This is a genomic window from Geobacillus sp. E263, from assembly GCF_007197795.1.
In the GTDB taxonomy this organism is placed as follows: domain Bacteria; phylum Bacillota; class Bacilli; order Bacillales; family Anoxybacillaceae; genus Parageobacillus_B; species Parageobacillus_B toebii.
Window position 1 is genome coordinate 280,430 of the sequence record NZ_CP041632.1, and the last position, 20,699, is coordinate 301,128.

Annotated in this window: 20 protein-coding genes and 1 pseudogene; 16 read left to right on the forward strand and 5 right to left on the reverse strand. The window is 42.9% G+C overall.

What is annotated here, in order from left to right; all coding sequences use genetic code 11:
• The first annotated feature begins 92 nt into the window (after positions 1–92).
• The 4 genes and pseudogenes from FNL97_RS01400 (at position 93) to FNL97_RS01410 (ending at position 3,874) form a co-directional block, all read left to right on the forward strand.
• Positions 93–968, forward strand: coding sequence for an ROK family protein (locus FNL97_RS01400; protein ID WP_143414876.1), 876 nt, complete (start codon positions 93–95; stop codon positions 966–968).
• Positions 969–1,171: 203 nt separating this feature from the next.
• On the forward strand, positions 1,172–1,315 hold the full coding sequence (locus tag FNL97_RS17850) for a hypothetical protein (RefSeq protein WP_015865188.1): 144 nt from the start codon (positions 1,172–1,174) through the stop codon (positions 1,313–1,315).
• Positions 1,316–1,327: 12 nt separating this feature from the next.
• Entirely contained in the window at positions 1,328–2,260 is a 933-nt protein-coding gene (locus FNL97_RS01405) for a TetR/AcrR family transcriptional regulator (RefSeq protein ID WP_143414877.1), read from the forward strand.
• A pseudogene (locus tag FNL97_RS01410) lies at positions 2,248–3,874 on the forward strand (MDR family MFS transporter). The gene FNL97_RS01405 and the pseudogene FNL97_RS01410 overlap by 13 nt, the downstream one beginning before the upstream one ends.
• A 130-nt stretch (positions 3,875–4,004) precedes the next feature.
• Here the strand turns inward: FNL97_RS01410 and FNL97_RS01415 are convergent.
• The 3 genes from FNL97_RS01415 to FNL97_RS01425 all read right to left on the reverse strand — a co-directional run bounded on the left by FNL97_RS01415 (position 4,005) and on the right by FNL97_RS01425 (position 6,667).
• A complete protein-coding gene (locus FNL97_RS01415) occupies positions 4,005–4,343 on the reverse strand; it encodes a DUF779 domain-containing protein (RefSeq protein WP_033008378.1) in 339 nt (112 codons plus the stop codon).
• A 71-nt stretch (positions 4,344–4,414) separates the two neighbouring features.
• The gene (gene adh / locus FNL97_RS01420; protein ID WP_062677833.1) at positions 4,415–5,935 is read right to left on the reverse strand and encodes an aldehyde dehydrogenase; all 1,521 of its coding nucleotides are present in this window, start codon (positions 5,933–5,935) and stop codon (positions 4,415–4,417) included.
• A 162-nt stretch (positions 5,936–6,097) separates the two neighbouring features.
• Complete coding sequence (locus FNL97_RS01425; RefSeq protein WP_062677838.1) at positions 6,098–6,667, reverse strand: hypothetical protein; 570 nt, start codon at positions 6,665–6,667, stop codon at positions 6,098–6,100.
• Positions 6,668–6,814: 147 nt separating this feature from the next.
• On the opposite strand from FNL97_RS01425, the gene FNL97_RS01430 reads away from it, so the two are divergent.
• From FNL97_RS01430 to srtD, 4 genes are all read left to right on the forward strand, one after another.
• A complete protein-coding gene (locus tag FNL97_RS01430) occupies positions 6,815–7,249 on the forward strand; it encodes a DUF1284 domain-containing protein (protein ID WP_062677832.1) in 435 nt (144 codons plus the stop codon).
• Positions 7,250–7,379: 130 nt separating this feature from the next.
• Positions 7,380–8,756 (forward strand): aspartate kinase, encoded by a 1,377-nt coding sequence (locus FNL97_RS01435; RefSeq protein WP_062677831.1) that lies wholly within the window; start codon positions 7,380–7,382, stop codon positions 8,754–8,756.
• A gap of 132 nt (positions 8,757–8,888) precedes the next feature.
• Positions 8,889–9,854: a processed acidic surface protein gene (locus FNL97_RS01440; protein WP_015865179.1), complete on the forward strand. Its 966-nt coding sequence runs from the start codon at positions 8,889–8,891 to the stop codon at positions 9,852–9,854.
• Positions 9,855–9,859: 5 nt separating this feature from the next.
• Positions 9,860–10,462, forward strand: a complete 603-nt coding sequence (srtD, locus tag FNL97_RS01445; protein WP_015865178.1) for a class D sortase, LPxTATN-specific — start codon at positions 9,860–9,862, stop codon at positions 10,460–10,462.
• Positions 10,463–10,472: 10 nt separating this feature from the next.
• On the opposite strand, the gene FNL97_RS01450 is transcribed toward srtD, so the two are convergent.
• Positions 10,473–10,919 (reverse strand): YwpF-like family protein, encoded by a 447-nt coding sequence (locus FNL97_RS01450; protein WP_015865177.1) that lies wholly within the window; start codon positions 10,917–10,919, stop codon positions 10,473–10,475.
• Between the two features lie 334 nt (positions 10,920–11,253).
• Here FNL97_RS01450 and ssb point away from each other — a divergent pair, with 334 nt between their 5' ends.
• Positions 11,254–11,598, forward strand: a complete 345-nt coding sequence (gene ssb, locus FNL97_RS01455; RefSeq protein WP_015865176.1) for a single-stranded DNA-binding protein — start codon at positions 11,254–11,256, stop codon at positions 11,596–11,598.
• 173 nt (positions 11,599–11,771) lie between these two features.
• On the opposite strand, the gene FNL97_RS01460 is transcribed toward ssb, so the two are convergent.
• Complete coding sequence (locus tag FNL97_RS01460; RefSeq protein ID WP_015865174.1) at positions 11,772–12,185, reverse strand: helix-turn-helix domain-containing protein; 414 nt, start codon at positions 12,183–12,185, stop codon at positions 11,772–11,774.
• Positions 12,186–12,396: 211 nt separating this feature from the next.
• Between FNL97_RS01460 and FNL97_RS01465 the strand changes: the two genes are divergently transcribed.
• From FNL97_RS01465 to murJ, 7 genes are all read left to right on the forward strand, one after another.
• Positions 12,397–12,897 (forward strand): hypothetical protein, encoded by a 501-nt coding sequence (locus FNL97_RS01465; RefSeq protein ID WP_143414878.1) that lies wholly within the window; start codon positions 12,397–12,399, stop codon positions 12,895–12,897.
• Between the two features lie 527 nt (positions 12,898–13,424).
• Positions 13,425–14,792 (forward strand): C40 family peptidase, encoded by a 1,368-nt coding sequence (locus tag FNL97_RS01470; protein WP_205729482.1) that lies wholly within the window; start codon positions 13,425–13,427, stop codon positions 14,790–14,792.
• Positions 14,793–15,181: 389 nt separating this feature from the next.
• A complete protein-coding gene (gene wecB / locus FNL97_RS01475; RefSeq protein ID WP_143414879.1) occupies positions 15,182–16,327 on the forward strand; it encodes a non-hydrolyzing UDP-N-acetylglucosamine 2-epimerase in 1,146 nt (381 codons plus the stop codon).
• A gap of 153 nt (positions 16,328–16,480) precedes the next feature.
• On the forward strand, positions 16,481–16,885 hold the full coding sequence (locus FNL97_RS01480; protein ID WP_143414880.1) for a hypothetical protein: 405 nt from the start codon (positions 16,481–16,483) through the stop codon (positions 16,883–16,885).
• A 248-nt stretch (positions 16,886–17,133) separates the two neighbouring features.
• Positions 17,134–18,417, forward strand: coding sequence for a nucleotide sugar dehydrogenase (locus FNL97_RS01485; protein WP_143414881.1), 1,284 nt, complete (start codon positions 17,134–17,136; stop codon positions 18,415–18,417).
• A gap of 31 nt (positions 18,418–18,448) precedes the next feature.
• Positions 18,449–19,156 (forward strand): WecB/TagA/CpsF family glycosyltransferase, encoded by a 708-nt coding sequence (locus FNL97_RS01490; protein ID WP_097353893.1) that lies wholly within the window; start codon positions 18,449–18,451, stop codon positions 19,154–19,156.
• Between the two features lie 10 nt (positions 19,157–19,166).
• Positions 19,167–20,684, forward strand: a complete 1,518-nt coding sequence (gene murJ, locus FNL97_RS01495) for a murein biosynthesis integral membrane protein MurJ (RefSeq protein WP_143414882.1) — start codon at positions 19,167–19,169, stop codon at positions 20,682–20,684.
• Positions 20,685–20,699: the final 15 nt, after the last annotated feature.

The following is a 20,699-nucleotide window of genomic DNA, read 5'->3' on the forward strand; positions in this document are numbered from 1 at the left end:
GCTTTAGCCGTTGGGTAGTTGACTGTCTTAATGCCTTTGCCTTATGGTACAATAAAATCGGAAATCATAGAGACGAAAGCGAGGAGAAATGCGTGTATCTTGGGGCGATTGAAGCAGGTGGAACGAAATTTGTATGTGCTGTCGGGGATCGCGGCGGAAATATAAAAGAAAGAGTGACATTTCCAACAACGACGCCGGAAGAAACGATGCGCCATGTCATCGATTTTTTTAGCCGATATGAATTAGAGGCGATCGGCATCGGTTCCTTTGGTCCGATTGATTTGCATCCCGATAGTGCGACATATGGCTATATTACAAGCACGCCGAAACAAAAATGGGCAAATTTTAATTTTGTCGGTGAAATGAAGCGGCATTTTCAAGTGCCGATCGGATTTGACACGGATGTGAATGCGGCCGCGCTCGGTGAACGGCGCTGGGGTGCCGCAAAAGGGATGCGAAGCTGCATTTATATTACGGTTGGAACCGGAATCGGCGTCGGGGCGATTGTCGAAGGGAACCTGCTCCATGGTCTTATGCATCCGGAAATGGGGCATATTCTCATCCGCCGTCATCCGGAAGACACATTTGCCGGTGTTTGCCCATATCATGGAGATTGTTTAGAAGGAATGGCGTCCGGACCGGCGATTGAAAAGCGCTGGGGGAAAAAAGGCGCGGAGCTGGCTGATCGCTCGGAAGTATGGGAGTTAGAAGCATTTTATTTAGCGCAGGCGATTGCCAACTACATCTTAATTTTATCGCCGGAGAAAGTCATTATCGGCGGCGGTGTCATGAAGCAAAAACAGCTGTTGCCAAAAATCCGCCGCAACGTTCAGGAACTGTTGAATGGGTACATTCAGCAAGAAGCGATTTTGCATGATATCGATCAGTACATTGTGCTTCCAGGTCTTGGCGATAACGCTGGCATCTGCGGGGCGCTTGCTCTCGCCGAACAGGCGCTTGCACAATGATCCACTGACCGCTTGTTCAAACAGGCGGTCTTTTTATATTTTTAGCCAAAATAAAAAAGAAGTAGGGACCTACTTCTTAATTTCTGTGACTGATGGGTCATAATTTATATAGAATCATGTTATAAAATAAGTTGATAAATATATACCGCTGTTTTATAATATTTTTGACTGTCTAGTCATATTATCGTTAGGAGCGAAGTCCAATGAAAAAGGAAACGAATTATCAACGAATTGTTCAATGGCTTCGGCAGCGCGGCGTGCGTGCGGAAATTGCGAAACCTCGCATCTCATTGCCATCGTATCGGCAATGCATCGAGCCAGGTATTTCGAAAAGTTCCTCTTTATAGGAGATGACGGGCATGACAGCAGGCCGGAGAGTGCAATTTATCGAAACAGCGATGAAATTGTTTGCTGAAAAAGGATACCATTCGACATCGATTCAAGATATCGTCGATGCGTGGGGGATTTCGAAAGGAGCGTTTTATCATCATTTTTCGTCAAAAGAAGATTTGATGCTGGCGATTATTCAGCACTATTTTGAAAAAATGATGGCAAACATCACCGCCATTTCACAGGATAGCAGTTCAGAAAAAGAGCGGTTTATTCAGCAAATCGCCGCACATTTTGCGAATATGCATGAGCATAAAGACTTTTTGCAAATGATGATGAACGAACAGCTGCCAAAAATTAGCCACGATATTCACCATTATTTATTGAAGCAGTATGCTAACATCTTTTCTTGGTATTGCGACCGTCTCATCGAAGTATATGGAACAGAGGTAGAGCGGTACGTGCTTGATGTGGCGACGATGTTAAACGGCATGATTCGGCAATATATATTTTGTTTCATTTTGCAGGCAAATAAGTTTCATGCCGAAGAATTAGCGCGTTTTCTCGTACGGCGTTTGGATGCGATCATTGCGAGTTTTTCGCATGAAGAATCGCCGATTTTAAACAAAGAAATGTTAAAGCCGTTGATGGAAATAGAAGAAAAAGAACGCCGTGTATTGCGAGAAAAGATCAGCGCCCACATTGCCCATATGCAAAAAAAGATTTTATCGTTTTCACTCGATAAAAAAATACAGCACGAACTTCATGACGCGCTTGATGCGTTAGAAGCAGAGTTAATGAATGAAGAGTCGGCACCAAGGAAATATGTGGTGAAAGGAATTTTATTATATATCGAAAATCAACATATTCCGCTATTAGCTGATGATTTAGCATCGTTGACAGAAGTTATCCAACAATATATGACAGCGAATAGATGGGAGAGACGAAAATGGAACAAGTAAATGAGTTTGAAATGCAATCGAACACCGTTCGGCATCGAAAGATATTAATTACTGGCCTTATGATTGCCATGCTTTTTGGAGCATTGGAAGGAACGATCGTCGGAACGGCGATGCCGCGCATCGTTGGAGAGCTTGGAGGATTAAGTTTAATGATATGGCTGACGACCGCTTATATGTTGACATCGACCACGATCGTGCCGATTGCCGGAAAACTTGCGGATTTATTAGGCAGACGAGTCGTTTATGTGACAGGACTCGTCATTTTTATGGTTGGCTCCGCTCTTTGTGGCATGGCGGATAATATGACAGAGCTCATTATTTACCGCGGACTGCAAGGAATCGGCGGGGGAATTATGATGCCGATGGCAATGATCGTCATCGGAGATGTGTTTACGGGAAAAGAACGTGCGAAATGGCAAGGGGGTTTTCGGTGGATTATACGGCCTTGCCTCCGTCATCGGCCCGCAAGTTGGCGGTTTTATCGTCGACCATTTAAATTGGCGCTGGGTATTTTACATTAATCTTCCTGTCGGGATTTTAGCAACCATTTTTATTGCGATGGGATTGAGCAAATATAAAGCCGAGGGGCCAGTGAAATTTGATCTTGCCGGGATGTTTACGATGGTTGTCGGCGTGGTTAGCCTGCTTTTAGCGTTAACGTTTGGCGGGGATAAGTATGAATGGGCATCATGGCAGATCTTCACGTTATTTGCCGTGGCACTCGTCTTTTTAACGCTGTTTGTATTTGTAGAGAGAAAAGCGGAAGAACCGATTTTGCCGATGCATTTATTTAAACACCGCACGTTTACCGTATTAAATGGAATTGGCTTTTTAATGAGTGTCGGCATGTTTGGGGCGATTATGTTTGTTCCGTTTTTTATGCAAGGGGTTGTCGGAGTAAGTGCAACCAAGTCCGGCACGATTATGACGCCGATGATGATTACGATGATTATCGGAAGCATCGTTGGTGGCCGAACCGTTTATAAAATTGGTGTAAAATCACAGCTATTCATTGGCATGGCCATTATGGCGGCAGGGTTCGGTTTATTAAGCACGATGGATGTGGATACGTCCGAATGGACCGCCACGTTGTATATGATCATTTTAGGGCTTGGAATGGGGTTAGTGATGCCGCTTTTAACGCTCGCTTTGCAAGAGAGTTTTCCAAAGTCTGAGCTTGGTGTCGTCACTTCCTCAAGCCAATTTTTCCGTGCGATCGGCGGGACGTTCGGAATGACGATTTTAGGGGCGATTATGAACCATCGCTCGAGCCAGTTGCTGGATGACCGTCTCATGCCAATGCTTCAGTCGCTTCCGGTGCAAGCAAAAGGAATGGTGGACCGGTTTGCCCATATGATTCATGATGATCCGCAAGGGCTTTATTCGATTTTGCTTAGCCCGGAGGCCTTAGAGAAAATACCGCCGCAAATGAGAGAAACATTTGTGCCGATTTTAAAACAGTCGCTCGTGGATTCGCTTCATTCGGTTTTCCTATTTGGACTTATTTTTGTCATTGGTGGAACAGTGCTCGTATTTGGGTTGAAGAATATCAAGCTATCTGACAGACGACAGTTGCAAGAAATGGCCGAAAAGGAAAAACTGCCGCAGAGCTAAACCTCCGCGGCAGTTTCTTTTTGTGGAAGCGATGGGTAACGGTTAGTGGGAGGTTTTTTGCTAAGAAGGAAAATGTGGTGTTGTTGACGGTGTGCTGGTGCGTTTTGTCGCTTTATTTACGAAGCGGTGATCAACTGTCAAACACTTTTGAGCGTGTGTGAAAACGGACGCCTTCTGGACCTTCTAACGAAAACATGCCGCCGCGCCCCGGAACGACGTCGATAATGAGCTGCGTATGTTTCCAATATTCGTATTGCGCTTTCGAAATGTAAAACGGACAGCCGCCGATTTCGCCAAGCAATACATCGGAATCGCCGACGATCAGCTCGCCTTGCGGGTAGCACATCGGTGAACTTCCATCGCAACACCCGCCGGATTGATGAAACATTAACGGTCCGTGTTTTGCTTTTAACTTTTCAATCAGCTCCAAAGCGGCCTCTGTCGCGATTACTTTTGGCTGATTACTCATCGCAATCTCCCTCCTAAAATAAAAAAGATGGATGGCAGGAAAGGCAGCGTGAATGACACGCTGCCTAAAAATTAGAAGAGTCCTAGTTTTTTCGGTGAATAGCTGACAAGCAAGTTTTTCGTTTGTTGATAATGTTCAAGCATCATTTTATGTGTTTCGCGGCCGAATCCGGATTGCTTATAGCCTCCGAATGCTGCGTGTGCAGGATACATGTGGTAGCAGTTTGTCCAGACGCGCCCTGCTTGAATGCCGCGGCCAACGCGATAAGCGGTATTAATGTCGCGCGTCCATACGCCTGCACCTAAGCCATACAATGTGTCATTGGCGATCTCTAATGCTTCGTCCATGTCTTTAAATGTAGTGACTGCAACGACTGGTCCGAAAATTTCTTCTTGGAAAATGCGCATTTTATTGTGGCCTTTAAAGACGGTCGGTTTTACGTAATATCCGTCTTTTAAGTCGCCTTCTAGGATATTCCGTTCTCCGCCGGCAAGCAATTCGGCGCCTTCCTGTTTGCCGATATCAATGTACGATAATATTTTTTCTAATTGTTCCGAAGACGCTTGTGCGCCGATCATCGTTTCCGTATCGAGCGGATTGCCTTGTTTAATTTGTTTTACACGCTCTAACGCGCGCTCCATAAATTTGTCGTAAATGGATTCATGAATGAGAGCGCGGGAAGGGCATGTACATATTTCGCCTTGGTTTAAAGCAAACAACGTAAAGCCTTCGATCGCTTTATCGAAAAATTCATCATCTTTTGCCGCCACGTCTTCGAAGAAGATGTTTGGCGATTTTCCTCCAAGCTCCAATGTGACTGGAATAATGTTTTGCGATGCGTATTGCATGATTAGACGTCCTGTTGTCGTTTCGCCAGTGAAAGCAATTTTAGCGATGCGGCTGCTTGAAGCAAGCGGTTTTCCAGCTTCCACTCCGAATCCGTTCACAACGTTGACAACACCTGGAGGAAGGATGTCTTGAATTAACTCCATTAAAACAAGGATCGATGTCGGTGTTTGCTCTGCAGGTTTTAAGACAACGCAGTTTCCAGCTGCTAACGCTGGAGCGAGTTTCCATGCTGCCATTAAAAGCGGGAAGTTCCAAGGGATGATTTGTCCGACAACACCAAGAGGCTCTTTAAAGTGATAGGCGACCGTATCGTGATCGATTTCGGATAAAGTGCCTTCTTCCGCACGGATGCAACCGGCGAAATAGCGGAAATGGTCGATCGCAAGCGGAATGTCGGCATTCAACGTTTCGCGAATCGGCTTGCCGTTTTCCCATGTTTCTGCAACAGCGAGCATTTCCAAGTTTTCTTCCATACGGTCAGCAATTTTGTTGAGGATTCGCGCGCGTTCGGCAGGGGAAGTACGGCCCCATGCATCTTTTGCAGCATGAGCAGCATCCAACGCAAGTTCGATATCAGCTGCTCGGGAGCGTGGCACTTCGCAGTAAGCTTGCCCTGTCACAGGGGAAATATTTTCAAAATACTCTCCATCGACCGGTGGAACCCATTTGCCGCCAATGAAATTTTCATAGCGTTTTTTGAACGTGATCAGTGAACCAGGCTGCCCAGGTTGAGCGTAAATCATCCAAGTTTCCCCCTTATATATTTTTTATATGCGCTTACAAGAAAGCGCATTCAATATAATGAAGTGAAAAATTTCTCCCAGTAATTAAGTTATCATTTTGTCACAATTTTGTCAAAACAAATTTTGATTTATTTAAAATTTTATAAAAATAAAAATGATGATCTAGTAATGCAGCTCGAGTCCTTCTATCCATTGGCTTGCATATACGCTGCTTAAATGATGGAACGCTTCGAGCACATCGCTTGGATTTGCCGCAAAAAGTTGTTTTGCGACGTTTTGATTTTGTTCGTGAATAAATTGAAACAGAAAGTCTGTTTTGACACGATTGACGATTAAAAGCGCACAATAAGAGCGTTCGAGCTGCTTTTTGCGCTCGATTGTATCATCAATTTGTTCGAAATGCGCTTTATAGCGGGAAATAAGTTCGGATATATGCTCGCGAATTCGCGCTTGCGCTTCGTTCATCATTTCCTCCATTTCTCTGGCAGAAAGAAATGATTGCTCCTCAAGCATGGTTCCAAGCACTTGTTGTAAAGCATGCGACGATTCTGTTGCGAATGCTACATTGGCGAGCAATCCATGCATATATTCATTCTCATCCGCTGCTTGAATTCGTAATTTCATAATGATTTCAAGCACATCGGAATGAACTTTTTCTTTCGTCCAATGGGCGGTCAATTCATGAAGGAGAATGGACAATATACGGGCAACTTCCTCTTTTGTCATTTTCATCGTTGGCAGTTCCTTTCTGATTCGTGTTGTATATTTTAAGAATGCCATGGTGATGTATCCACCGTCAACGTTGCTTCCTTTTTTTAGTTGTAGAATCGCGCTTCTTTGAGTAAGATGGAACTAATAGAAAAGGGGAGGAGAAAAGCAATGAAGCCGCTAAGGCTGCGAGGTCATCATTTATTATGTGTTCATGGATTTCGCGGAATGGGATATAGCCCGTCGTTTGTCAAAAAAATGTGGGAAGTAGTGACGAAAATTCGCGATGAAGAACAAGATTTTCCGATTCAAGTCGTTGCTGCGCTCGATGATACGTGCATGACATGTCCGCATCACGGGGAAACGGCATGCCAAGCAGATCCAAATTCGAATGAACATGTGATCTCCATGGACCAAAAAGTGATTCGCCATTTAGGAATTGAAGAAAACGAAATTTATTTAAAATCGGAATTAGTGCGGCTTACAGCGCAAAAAGTGCGGCCGGATGATTTAGATTACTTATGCGCCAACTGTTCGTGGCTTCCGTATGGCGTGTGTAAAGAAGGAATTGCCAATGTGCAAAATGGCAATGTGGCGCAAAAGTAAGTACCGGCAGAAAATCATTTTCGCAGCAATACCGTTTTCAGAATTCATAAAAAATAATGACACCATTGATAAAAAAGTGTGGTATGATAAACAAATATAAGAGATTTTCAGACAGAAAGGGTTATGGAATATGAAAGTGGCAAAATTTGGGGGAAGTTCGGTCGCAAGCGCCACACAGTTTCGAAAAGTCGCCGATATCGTCAGCTCTGATGTGGAGCGCCGCATTATTGTTGTATCGGCGCCGGGGAAACGATTTAAAGAGGATATAAAAATAACTGATATCCTTATTCAATTGGCACAAGCGGTTATGGACGGAAAAGCATGCGATGAGATCGTTCAGGCGGTAGTAAAACGATATGCAGAAATCGCCAAGGAGCTGGAATTACCGGCAGATGAATTTACAGCAGAGCTAGAAAAGGATTTGCGTTGGAAAATGAACGAATATCGGCATGATCCGTGCCGCTTGATGGACGCGATAAAAGCGAGCGGGGAAGATCATAACGCTAGATTGATGGCGCTTTATTTACAGGAGATAGGGTTAGAAGCAAGCTACGTCAATCCGCGGGAAGCAGGAATTATTGTAACGGATGAACCGGGTAATGCGCAAATTTTGCCGGAATCGTATGAAAAGCTATATCATTTACGAAAACGACGCGGCGTATTAGTGATTCCGGGATTTTTTGGCTACTCATTGGAAGGGAATATCGTCACATTCCCACGCGGAGGTTCAGATATTACCGGATCGATTGTAGCAGCCGGGGTGAAAGCAGATGTGTATGAAAACTTTACGGATGTCGATTCGATTTATTGCGTCAATCCTTCCATTGTCGAAAACCCACGCCAGTTAAAAGAAATTACATACCGAGAAATGCGCGAACTTTCTTATTCCGGATTTTCCGTGTTTCATGACGAAGCGCTGGAACCAGTTTATAAAGCAGGCATTCCTGTTTGTGTGAAAAATACGAATAACCCTGCCGCTCCAGGCACTTGGATTGTCGCCAAACGCAACCATCACGACGAACCGATTGCCGGCATCGCTAGTGATACGGGATTTTGCAGCATTAACATCAGCAAATATTTAATGAACCGGGAAATCGGATTTGGCCGCAGACTGCTGCAAATTCTAGAGGATGAAGGAATTTCGTATGAGCATACTCCTTCTGGCATTGACAACATGTCCGTTATTTTACGGGAAAATCAATTAGAAGGAGGAAAAGAGCAGCGCATTTTAGACCGCATTCAAACGGAGCTGGAAGTCGATGAAGTTCATATCGAACATGGACTTGCGCTGATTATGGTGGTTGGCGAAGGCATGGAACGCACCGTCGGGATGGCGGCAAAAGCAACTGCGGCGCTTGCGAAGGCAAACATTAACCTTGAAATGATCAACCAAGGTTCATCGGAAGTAAGCATGATGTTCGGCGTAAAAGAAGAAGTCGTGGCCGATGCGGTTCGCGCGCTTTATGAAGCGTATTTTCAAGAGGCTTCCGTAGGAAACGAAGTATAAAATACATAAGAGGCGGAACGAAAAGTAATCCATTACTTTCGTATCCGCCTCTTTTTATATGTTTTTATACATAAGACATAGAAGTTCGGAAAATACTACCAATGTATATATTTTATGAGGGAGGAAACGGCATTGAAACGATTTTTCTTCGCCATCATCGCATGTTTCGTTTTCACCATCGCCCATGACGGACCGCATGCATTTGCGCAAATCCAAAAGCAAGAACTAGAGCAGTACATAAGCAGCATCGGCTGGACGATGGAAGATTTACTAAATTATTTAGATGATTACCAGATGACGGTCGCAGATTTTCAGACGATGGATGAGCTAAAGCAGTGGCTCGGTACACCGATTACAGAAGAAAATTTCCATCAGCTGCTTACACGCTATCAACTGACACAAGAAGAATTAGAAGCATTGCTTGGCCAGTTTGGAGAAACGGTTCAAGATTATACGTTTATTGATGACTTGGATGCGGCTGTTGGCTTTTATTTGCGACATAACGAACAAATGCAGCAAATTAATGATATGCTTGGGGCGATTGGGTTTACAGAAAAGGAAGCGAATCGTTTATTTGCGCATATTGCATCGCTTCATCACCAAAATTTGAAGCAACAGTTAGAAGCATTGAGCGCGCGCATACAACCGTTTCTTCAAGTGGAAGATGCAACACAGCTAACGAAGCAGCAACAGAAACAATTGTTTTCCATTTGGGAAGATGTGCTGGCTGCGCTGGAAATACAACCGAAATTTTACCTGGAGAAAAACGGGGACAAGCAGGAAGTATCTTATCGCCGGCTTTTGTCAATGGATACGCTCGGTGGTCGGGATTTACGGGTCGAGCTATACAATCAAAAAGGAGAATTGCTTTCCGATGTCCAGTTGTCGGAAGAAATGTTTACTTCGGGATATGTGTTCCGAGCAGGTGAAAAATTGATCGACGCCAGCGCATTAGCAAGTGAAATGAAAGAAAAAATGTATGGCGAAAAAATGCCAGATACCGCTTCTCCGTATCTTGCCAATATGTTGCTTGGTCTTCTGTTTGTTTTGCTTGGCGCTTATGTTTATTGGCGCGCAAGAAGCAAATTAGCGGAGTGAGACATATGAGCGGGCGGTGGAAAACATATCAAACGTACGGTGCGTTGGTTTGTATAATGATAGGATTGGTGTTGGCACTTTGGAATGGATATTCCTATTGGCTCGGGTACGATGCTGTAAAACCGTTGGAAGAGAAAGGAAAAACGCCTATTGCTCGGCAAATGACTATAAATACGGCCGCCAAACCGGAGATTGGCGAGCAAATCGGGATGTTATCGATTCCAAAGCTTGGCGTTTCTATACCAATTTATCATGGAACAGAAGAGCGGCAATTGCGAAAAGGAATTGGGCATTATCCAAAAAGCGCTTTGCCGGGAGAACGAGATAAGAATAATATGGTGCTATCCGGTCATCGTGATACTGTATTTCGGCAATTGGGCCAAATCGGTGTTGGCGACAAATTAATTGTGGAAACAACAATGAAGCAGTTTATTTATCGAGTAAAAAAAGTCCGCATCGTGGATGAAAACAACCGTACGGTTCTCGTCGAAAAGCCTCGTCCAACATTAACGGTGACGACATGCTATCCGTTCCATTTTATTGGCAAAGCGAAGCAGCGCTATGTTCTCATTGCGCAGCTTGTTTCCACCATAAAGAAAAAGGGCTAGATGCGTGATTCTAGCCCTTTATGGTTGATTCATTGTTTTTAAAGCCGCGGCGCTCGTTCAATTGCTGTTTAAATTCCTTCAACAATGCTTCTCCTTGCAGCCCTTTTTTTACAAGACCCGCAAGTACCACTTCCGCTAAATCTGTTTTGCTTCGGATTAACAATCCATCCATAAGCACGCTGATATGGTCGTTCATTCTTGTGATGGAACGAACAGTTGCGAGCATATTGGCGGGATCGTTGCTTCGGTTTGTAATCGTTACTTGAAGACGGAATTCGTCATTTCTTTTTTGCAGTTCTGAAAATATCGATTCGTATTCTTTATCTAAATATGTTTCGATTAGCCAGCGATTTTGTCCGTCTTCTTTATTAATAATCAGTCCATCAATAAACGGGATTTCTTGTTGGTGCAAATCATCGTAAACAACGGAGAGCCCCACAAGCTTGAAGGTCTTCATTCCATCACCTCGTCAACATTGTCCTTGTAGAAATTATAGCATATTCCAACGACCGAGGGAAAATGTATCACGTGCCCGTTATCTATTTAATATTTTATCCAATTGCAACCGTATCGATGTGGTGAGCTGTCATTTTATGGTTCGATAAGTCTATTTTTGATGAGAATATAGAAAAATTGAATTTTGCTGTCGATTTTACATCGTTCAGACCGTATGACCATCATAATTGCGGAAACAAACGGTATGTAAAATTAAAAAATGATGATTTTACGAAGAAATAGAAGTCCATTATGATGAATATGCATCGAAATGGAAGGGAGGGATGTGTCGAAACATGATTAATCAAGTCGTGCTCGTCGGCCGGTTGACAAAAGATCCGGAACTTCGATATACCGCCGATGGAGCAGCAGTCGCTAACATTACGTTAGCGGTAACAAGAAATTTTCGCAATGCGGAAGGGGGAATTGATACCGATTTCGTTCAATGTACACTTTGGCGGAAAGTGGCGGAGAATACAGCCAATTACTGCCGGAAAGGTTCGATTATTGGCGTCATGGGGCGGATTCAGACAAGAAACTATGAAAAGAAAGATGGGCAACGAGTATACGTGACAGAAGTAGTGGCTGAATCCGTGCGGTTTATGGGCGGCAAAACGAATGAATGGATCGAACATGCGTAAATTTCCTCTATGATTCCCCATTCTTTTCCTTCCAACCTTTTCCCCAAAAGAAAGAGAGCGTGTTTCCTCGTAACATCCCCAACTTTGCGCTAGCAGGAAACGTTAGCGCTTTTTTTTGTAGATATCGAGCGTTTTCGTTGCTTGCACCGTGCAAAGCGAATAGCTGGATGTGATTATTTGATGGCATCGGAAAATTCTTTTACTAGCTTAATGATGATCGATTCTAAATGTCTTCGCTTTTTGACCGGCAATTGGGTCAGCGAGTAAATCGTTTTTTCCATATTTGGGTTTTGTCTCAAATAGTCAATAATATCCAACATTTTTTCATCAATACGATCCGTTTGATATAGAAGGTTTACCTCTCGCAGCAACTCTTTTTTTGTCGTATGCTTCCCAATTAAAAAATCGACGCTCACTTTGTATAAATTGCTTAGTTTTTGCAACGATTGCACGTCCGGAAGCAAATCCCCGTTTTCCCATTTGCTGATTTGTGAGCGCGATATATTGAGATGTTGCGCCAGCTGTTCTTGTGTCCAATTATGCTGTTTGCGCAAATATTTTAGTTTTTCTCCTAAATTCATGATCATTATCACCACGCTCAAATAAAATCCATCAATAACTTAAAGATAGGAGAGCGTGGAAGAGGTTTGTGTTCTGTTTAGGAACGTTTGTTTATTTGTTCCTAAAAAGATCAAACTTTTCCACTTGTCAATGTTCGACATCTTTGTCCGTTGACTGTCATCATGGTACAATAAGCGAAAAATGGATAAATATTTACTATAACTAGGAAAAAGAGGGATGATGGTGAATATTTATCTCGCGGATTTAATGGTAAGTGAGCGGAAAGGTTTCAAACGAAAGAAAGGAACGTATCGGGTATTTATCAAAGAAATGCGAAGCCCATTTTCGATCAAATTGAAAACGATTGCACCAACTAATTTTACGGATTCATTGCGGTTTTTAAAAAGCAAGGAAAAACATGACCGTTTCTTGGGGGAAGAAGCGCGGTTTCGCACCATTGCGTGTTCTTGTGATGCTCAATTGTATTTCGTATTTAAATCGATCAATCAACTATATATGTTTATCGTAAAGCTTGATTTACAAAAACAAAAGTTCGAAATTGCCCTCTATGAGTGGAATCAGCTCGAACAAAAATATCTCCGCCTTCACACCAATGAGCTATTAACCATTGAGAGGCAGCTTATTTATTACATTTTGCAGTCGCTTTATATTTTGGACAACAATCGTATTTCTTATTTATTTATGTGCCCGGCAAGAAAAAACAATAAACGGTTGTAGCTGTTTTATGATCGCCTCAAGAACTTCCCTCGTTTGTTCTGCTTTTCCTATGGTATTTTGGATGAGGATTGTACGTTAAGCTGCAGATATTCAATACGATTTGATCCTTGCTTAAATAGGGTATTCCCTATTATTTTTTTAAAGTTTTCCAGTTCCCCGCCGCGATTATTCTAGTTTGGATGGCAGCGAACATGGCTGTTTTTTCGTAAAGATTATCTAAATTTTGTATAAAAAAACAAAAATGCTCTTTCTATGAGAAAGGAAGTTTCGCTATACTAATGATATATATGACCACTTTTCACACCTTTCCGCGTGTCGAAAAATGGAATCTGCCTAAAAAGATGTCGTATCTCTCAAAAGTTGCTATGTAGATTCTTTTTTTCGACATCAAAACTGTAAAGACGTTTGGGGAAAAGCGAAAAGGTGTTAGAGTGAGAAACAGAAAGCCAAGCATTGATTCAAAGCGGCAAACGGTTGCGATCACCGCTGTGCAAAAGAAGGAAGCAGAAACAATAAGGGAGAGGTAGATGATTGTGAATTGGAAACCAAGGCATATCGTGTTAACGTCCGCTTTCGCCTCTGCACTGTTTCTTATGCCGGATGATGGAAAAGCGGCGGAATGGAAAGTGGGGATGAGTTCGCCGCAAGTGAAAGAGCTTCAGCAGCTATTAAAAGAGAAAGGATTTTTTACATATCCGACTGTCACAGGCTATTTCGGCACGATTACCGAGCAGGCAGTAAAAGCGTTTCAAGCATCTGTTCGTTTGCCGGCCACGGGCATCGTCGATGACGCTACATACGCTAAGCTGAAAGAAACAGCTGCTACTAGTGCGGCGGAAATGAAAATCGGTTCGCGCGGAAACAATGTAAAAGTGCTGCAGCAAAACTTAAAGCTGCTTGGCTATTTCCAATATCCACAGATCACCGGGTATTATGGAACGATTACGCAAGAGGCGGTCAAAAAGTTTCAACGAAATAACGGCCTTTCCGCGACAGGAATCGCAGATGCGCGCACTGTACAGTTGATTCAAAACGCGGTGAATAAGCAATCTAACAAAACTTTGCAAGCAAATGCATTAAAAATAGGTTCAAGAGGGACGGAAGTAAGCAAATTGCAACAAAAATTAAAGCAGCTCGGTTATTTTACATATCCGGAAATTACGGATTACTATGGAACGTTTACGGCGGAGGCGGTCCGCAAATTCCAGCAGCAAAACAAACTTCCAGTTACTGGGGTGGCTGACAGCGCGACGCTGGCGAAAATAAACGAAGCGGCAGCCAGCTCTAAACCCCAGCCGTCCACAACAAAAGAGGAGATCTATTTAACGATTGGAGCGACTGGTTCTGCAGTGAAAGAAGTGCAAACAAAGCTAAAACAACTTGGCTATTTTACATATTCGCAAATCACTGGCTATTATGGAACGATGACAGCAGAGGCAGTAAAGAAATTCCAACGCGATGTTAATATGAAAGTGACAGGTGTTGTGGATACAGAAACATATGAGCGTTTGATGGGAAAAGCGCCGCAACGAAAGCTTGATGTTATTGAACTTATTGCCGATGCTTCGGAACTTCTTGGCAAACCATATGTTTGGGGCGGAGAAACGCCGCAAGTAGGGTTTGATTGTAGCGGATTTATTGTTTATTTGTTTAAAAAACAAGGAATTTCTTTGCCTCGCACCGTAGCGACGATTTGGAATGTCGGCACGCCGGTTTCCTCCCCATCGGTTGGCGATATTGTCTTTTTTGAAACGAGTCGATCTGGTCCGTCCCACGCGGGCATTTATATCGGCAATAGACAATTTATTCATAGCGGCTCTTCGACTGGCGTCACCATCAGCAGTTTGGACAGTTCTTACTGGAAAGCGCGTTACTTGGGCGCAAAACGATACTAAGTCAGGAAAACTTCGACAGATGCTTTGCTTCAGATAGATGATGGACGATTTATAAAGGAAAGGGATGGCTTGGGAGTTTCCAAAGCCGTCCCTTTGTTTTAGCAGATATATACGCGTGTGGGGAAGAAAGAGGTGAGTGTTTGCCATCTTAATGTTACTCATTTTTAAGCATAATGAGATGGATGTACATGAACATTGTCTTAATTGCACAAGCTTTTTTCACCACTTACTCTTCTCTAACAAGGGCTCCCCTCCATCCAATAGTTTATGGAAGTTTTTGGTTTTGTGGGGAGGGGCATGTGTTAACGGTTGAGGAAATAGAACGGTTATGATAATGTAAGGAATGAAGTTTGCATCGGACTTAACATTTTGGCATTGTAGGTGAAAGTATGGCTGATAAAATTAAAGTAATGACTATTTTCGGCACAAGACCGGAAGCGATTAAAATGGCGCCGCTTGTATTGGAGCTGAAAAAACATTCTGAGTTCATTGAACCGATTGTCACCGTAACGGCGCAGCATCGGCAAATGTTGGATCAAGTTCTAGAAATTTTCGATATAAAGCCCGATTATGACTTAAATATTATGAAAGATCGTCAAACATTGACGGAAATTACCGTCCGTGCCTTAGAAGGACTCGATGACGTGATGAAAAAGGTGAAGCCGGATTTAGTGCTGGTACACGGAGATACGACAACCACGTTTGTCGCCAGCCTTGCGGCGTTTTACAATCAAATCGCTGTCGGACACGTCGAAGCCGGGTTGCGCACGTGGAATAAATATTCACCATTTCCGGAAGAAATGAACCGTCAGCTTACCGGTGTGATCGCCGATCTTCATTTCGCGCCAACGAAAAAAGCGTATGAAAACTTAATTAATGAGAATAAAAAACCGGATTCGATTTTTATTACGGGAAATACGGCCATCGATGCGTTAAAAACGACAGTGACAGAAAATTACAAGCATGATATTTTAGAGAAAATCGGCAATGACCGCATGATTTTATTAACTGCCCATCGCAGAGAAAATCTTGGCGAATCCATGCGCAACATGTTCCGCGCGATTAAACGCATTGTTCAAGAGCATGAAGATGTGCAAGTAGTCTATCCTGTCCATTTAAACCCGGCGGTGCGTGAAGTAGCCGATGAAATTCTTGGCAATGATCCGCGCATCCATTTAATCGAGCCTTTAGGGGTGTTTGACTTTCATAATCTTGCTGCAAGAGCGTTTCTTATTTTGACCGATTCCGGCGGTGTGCAGGAAGAAGCGCCTTCGTTAGGCGTTCCGGTATTAGTGCTTCGAGATACGACAGAACGACCGGAAGGCATCGAAGCGGGAACGTTGAAATTAGCGGGAACTAATGAGGAAACGATATACAACATGACCCGCGAGCTGTTGAATAATCGAAACGAATATGAAAAAATGGCGAAAGCTTCGAATCCATACGGAGATGGGCAAGCTTCTAAGCGCATTGTGGAAGCAATTCTTTATTATTTTGGCAAGGTGACACAGCCGCCTGCACCATTTTCCATTTGAATTTTTTAATAAGGAAAATACGGGAGTTTTCGAAATTAGCCCGATACAGTATAGAAAATAACTTCTTTTCGTTTCTGTCTTGCTTATGATAAAATTAAATATTAGGGGTCTATTGGCCCCAAAAAAGAAAACATACGGAGGTTTTTTAAGTTAATGTTGAAAAATCTTCCCCGTTCTGTAAAAATTGGAATAACACGTTCTATTACTCGTACATTTGAAGCGTATATGCGGGACATTGAATGGAATGAACAACGATTTGATCCGCGTGTATTTATGCAACGGTGGCGCGATTATATTGAGCATCACTCCAGTTGGTTTCATTCCCTCGATGATCGCCTGAAAGCAAATCCAGCGTTTCATGAGGAATTAGCCGATAAAATTAATTCCGTTATCGACAAAGTGCTGTCAGAAGCACCGACGGAGGAGCAGCTTGCCAAAATCGAGAACTTGGCAAAACAACATGGTGTAGAAGACATTCCCGTTTCTTGCAAAGCGGAAGCGGATTATCAGATTGAACGCCTCAAGCGCCTTGGGAATATGAACAAAATAGAAGAATAATGACATGCCATATCAAGATATTTTGGCATGTTTTTATTTAGTTTGCGGAAGAACGGCATTATTCAAAACGGTAACACGGATGCATGTATGGCGGATTTGGTTTTATATATGGAAAAGTATACATTTAAAATTTGTTTCAGTATATTGAATTTCCGTTACAATAAAGACAAATGATATGATTTTTTGCTATAATAAAGTTTGGTTGTAAAAAAGGCATCTTGCATAAAAAAGGAGAGAAAAACTTTCTTATGAGTAAAAAAATTTGCGTCATTGGATTAGGGTATATTGGATTGCCGACAGCAGTGATGTTTGCCAATCACGGCATCCAAGTGCATGGTGTCGACATTAACGAAAACGCAGTAAAGATGATTCAAAACAAACAGCTGCACATTGAAGAACCGGGATTACAGGAACGCCTTAACAGTGCGATTGATAGCGGGAAATTTACCGTTTCCACCACACCGGAGGAAGCGGATGTATTTATTATTGCTGTTCCATCTCCTATTAATGAAGATAAAACAGCAAACTTAGATTATGTGCGCGATGCGACAAAATCGATTGTCCCTTATGTTCGCAAAGGGAATTTGGTCGTACTCGAATCAACGGTGCCGCCGCGCACGGTAGAAGATGTCATGCTTCCTATTTTAAAGGAAACAAATTTAGAGATTGGGACGGAATTGTTTGTTTCGCATTCTCCAGAGCGTGTGATTCCAGGAAGAATTTTTGAAGAATTAACCAACAACGACCGCATTGTCGGCGGGATTAATGAGGAATCTTCACGTTTAACAGCGGAATTATATAAAACGTTTGTCAAAGGAACGATTCACATTACTGACGCGACAACCGCTGAATTGGTGAAAGTAATAGAAAACACGTATCGGGATGTCAACATCGCGTTTGCAAACGAATTGGCAAAAATAAGCGAGAAAATTGGCGTCAATGTGTGGGAAGCAATTCGTCTTGCTAATTTCCATCCACGTGTAAACATTCATTTGCCTGGTCCAGGGGTTGGAGGCCATTGCATTGCGGTAGACCCTTGGTTTTTAGTGGAATTGCAACCGGAATTAGCGAAAATAATCAGTCTTGCTCGCCATACAAACGACAGCATGCCGGAATATACGGCGCTGAAAATCAAACAAATTCTTGAAAATGAAAATATCTATCATGGCCGTGTTGCCGTATTTGGTCTAGCGTTCAAAGGAAACGTTGACGATATGCGGGAAAGCCCATCGCTTGAGGTTATTCATCATTTAGAAAAGCTTGGATTTGATTATACTGCTTACGATCCACATATCAAGGAAAATAAAGTGGAGCGCCAGACGCAGCAAATCGAAGAAGCGGTGGCCCATGCGGATATCATTGCCATTTTAACCGATCATAACGAATTTAAAACGATGAATCCGGAAAAGATCGCTTCTCTTGTACGTACTAAAATTATTTTGGATACAAAAAATTGCATTGACCGGAACGAATGGGAGAAGCACGGATTTCAAGTATTCTTGCTCGGGGATGGCAAAAATACTCTAAAATAAAGCAAGATGACGTTTCGAATTAGGTGATAGGATGAAAGAAACATTTTTAGGTGTCCATGTTTGTGGATACACGTATGAACAGCTTGTGGCAAAATTAATGGAAGACATTGATCATAACCGTAAATCGTTTATCGTTGCGATTAACCCTGAGAAAATTATGAAAGCCCAGCGAGATGACCGATTGCGGGAATTGCTGAATCAAGCGACATACCCTATCCCGGACGGGATAGGGGTGGTTTTCGCTTCCATCTTGAAAGGTGGAAGCATTCGGTCGCGAGTAACGGGAATTGATATGATGCTCCGCTTATGCCAAGAAGCGGCTGCCCGAGGAAAAAAAATTTTCCTTTACGGGGCAAAGCCGGGAGTAGCCGATGAGGCAAAGCGGAGATTGGAAGAAATGTTTCCGGGAATTCAAATTGTCGGAACCATGCATGGGTATGAGAAAGATGAACAGGTAATCAAAGACGCAATCAATCAATCGGGAGCAGACATTTTGTTTGTCGCGTTAGGAAGCCCTGCCCAAGAATATTGGATCGTCAATCATATGCATTCGCTGGCCCCAAAAGTATATCAAGGAGTTGGTGGGTCTTTTGACGTCATTTCTGGAAGGTTAAAAAGAGCTCCTCACCTCGTTCAAAAGCTAGGATTAGAATGGCTGTACCGCTTGCTGAAAGAACCGTGGCGTTGGAAGCGGCAGCTTGCGCTTCCGAAATTTCTTATTAAAGTGATTAGGGAATAGAAGGGATAGTATGTCAAAATTACGCATTGCGAGCATCCTGTTTTTGCTATCCACCTTTTTCTTGAAATTTTCGAGCATGTTTCGTGATATGATCATCGCCAAATTATTCGGCAACTCTTATGTCACCGATGCTTATATCGCGGCGATGACTATCCCCAATGCGCTTATTTTGTTTATGTTGACAGGGATGAAAGATGCCTTTTTGCCTAGCTATTATAAGTACTCCCAGCTAGGGAAAGGTTTTTCTCATTTAACGAATATCGTAAAGGGAACATTTTGGATTTCGTTTGTCATCTCTGTCGCCGGAGCGCTTCTTTCGCCATTTGTCATTCCAAAGCTATATCCAGATTTTAATAGCCATGGAACACAAATTGCTATATGGACGGCAGTCATTTATTTTCTGTCAGTGGCCCTTGTCGGTGTCAATGCGGTTTTTGAAGGATATTTTGATGCCCAAAAAATGTTTTCATTTTCGACATTTTCCCAAACGATTGTAGTGCTATGTACGATTGGCGGCGCGCTGTTTCTTCATCACCAAATGGGGATTTATTCCGTGCCGTTTGGCTATTTTGTCGGAACGGTTTTCTCTTTCTTAATCAAGCTGTTTTATTTAGGACCTCGCCGGTTTATCGACTGGAAGCAGCCGATGGATCGAGAAGAAGTTATCTCGTTTTACCGTATATTTTTGCCAATCGGGCTAACGATCGCGGTCGGCCAAGTAAACTTGTTTGTGAATACATTGTTTGCAGCTCGTCTTGGCGAAGGGGCTGTATCTACTTTAAACTATGCGTTTCGCCTCGTAAGTATTCCGCAGGCGATTTTTGGAGTAACCATCGCTACGATTGTGTTTCCGTTGTTAGCGGAGGCAAGAACGAAAAACGACATGGCTCTGTTTAGAGTCGGCATCGAAAAGGGACTTACGTACATGTTTCTATTTTTGGCGCCGACGGTAGCCGGGATGCTCGTTCTGATGAAAGAGTGCGTCCAGATTGTATATGAACGGGGCGCGTTTACGGCGAGTGCGACCGCCCAAACAAGTGAATATGCGTTTTTATATATCGGTTCTGTTCTTTTTTACAGCATTCAAGCTGTCATAGCGAAGGGTTTTTATACGTTGGAAAAAGGGCATTACATGTTGAGGGCAGGAATTGTTTCGATTATTGCCAACATTATTTTTAATGCGATTTTTTCCAGCACAATAGGAGCGGCAGGTTTGGCTTTATCTGCGTCCTTTGTCGGTTTAGTATATTCGATGATTACGTTTACGACGCTTTATAATATTTCAGGTGGATTTCGCCTTTCGGTGATTGGGAAGGAATATGGAAAAATTACACTTAGTACGCTCGCAATGGTAGCTGCACTGCTTTTTATGAAATACGAATTGCATACCGATCGGCTTGCTATCATACCGTACTTAGCGGTCATGATTGTGTCGGGGGCAGCGATATACTTTGTGGCATTATGGGTGTTTAAGGTACAGTCCGTTAAAGAAATTTTGGTGAAAAGGAGGAGTAAAGAAGTTTCTTAGAAGGAAACTGAAGAG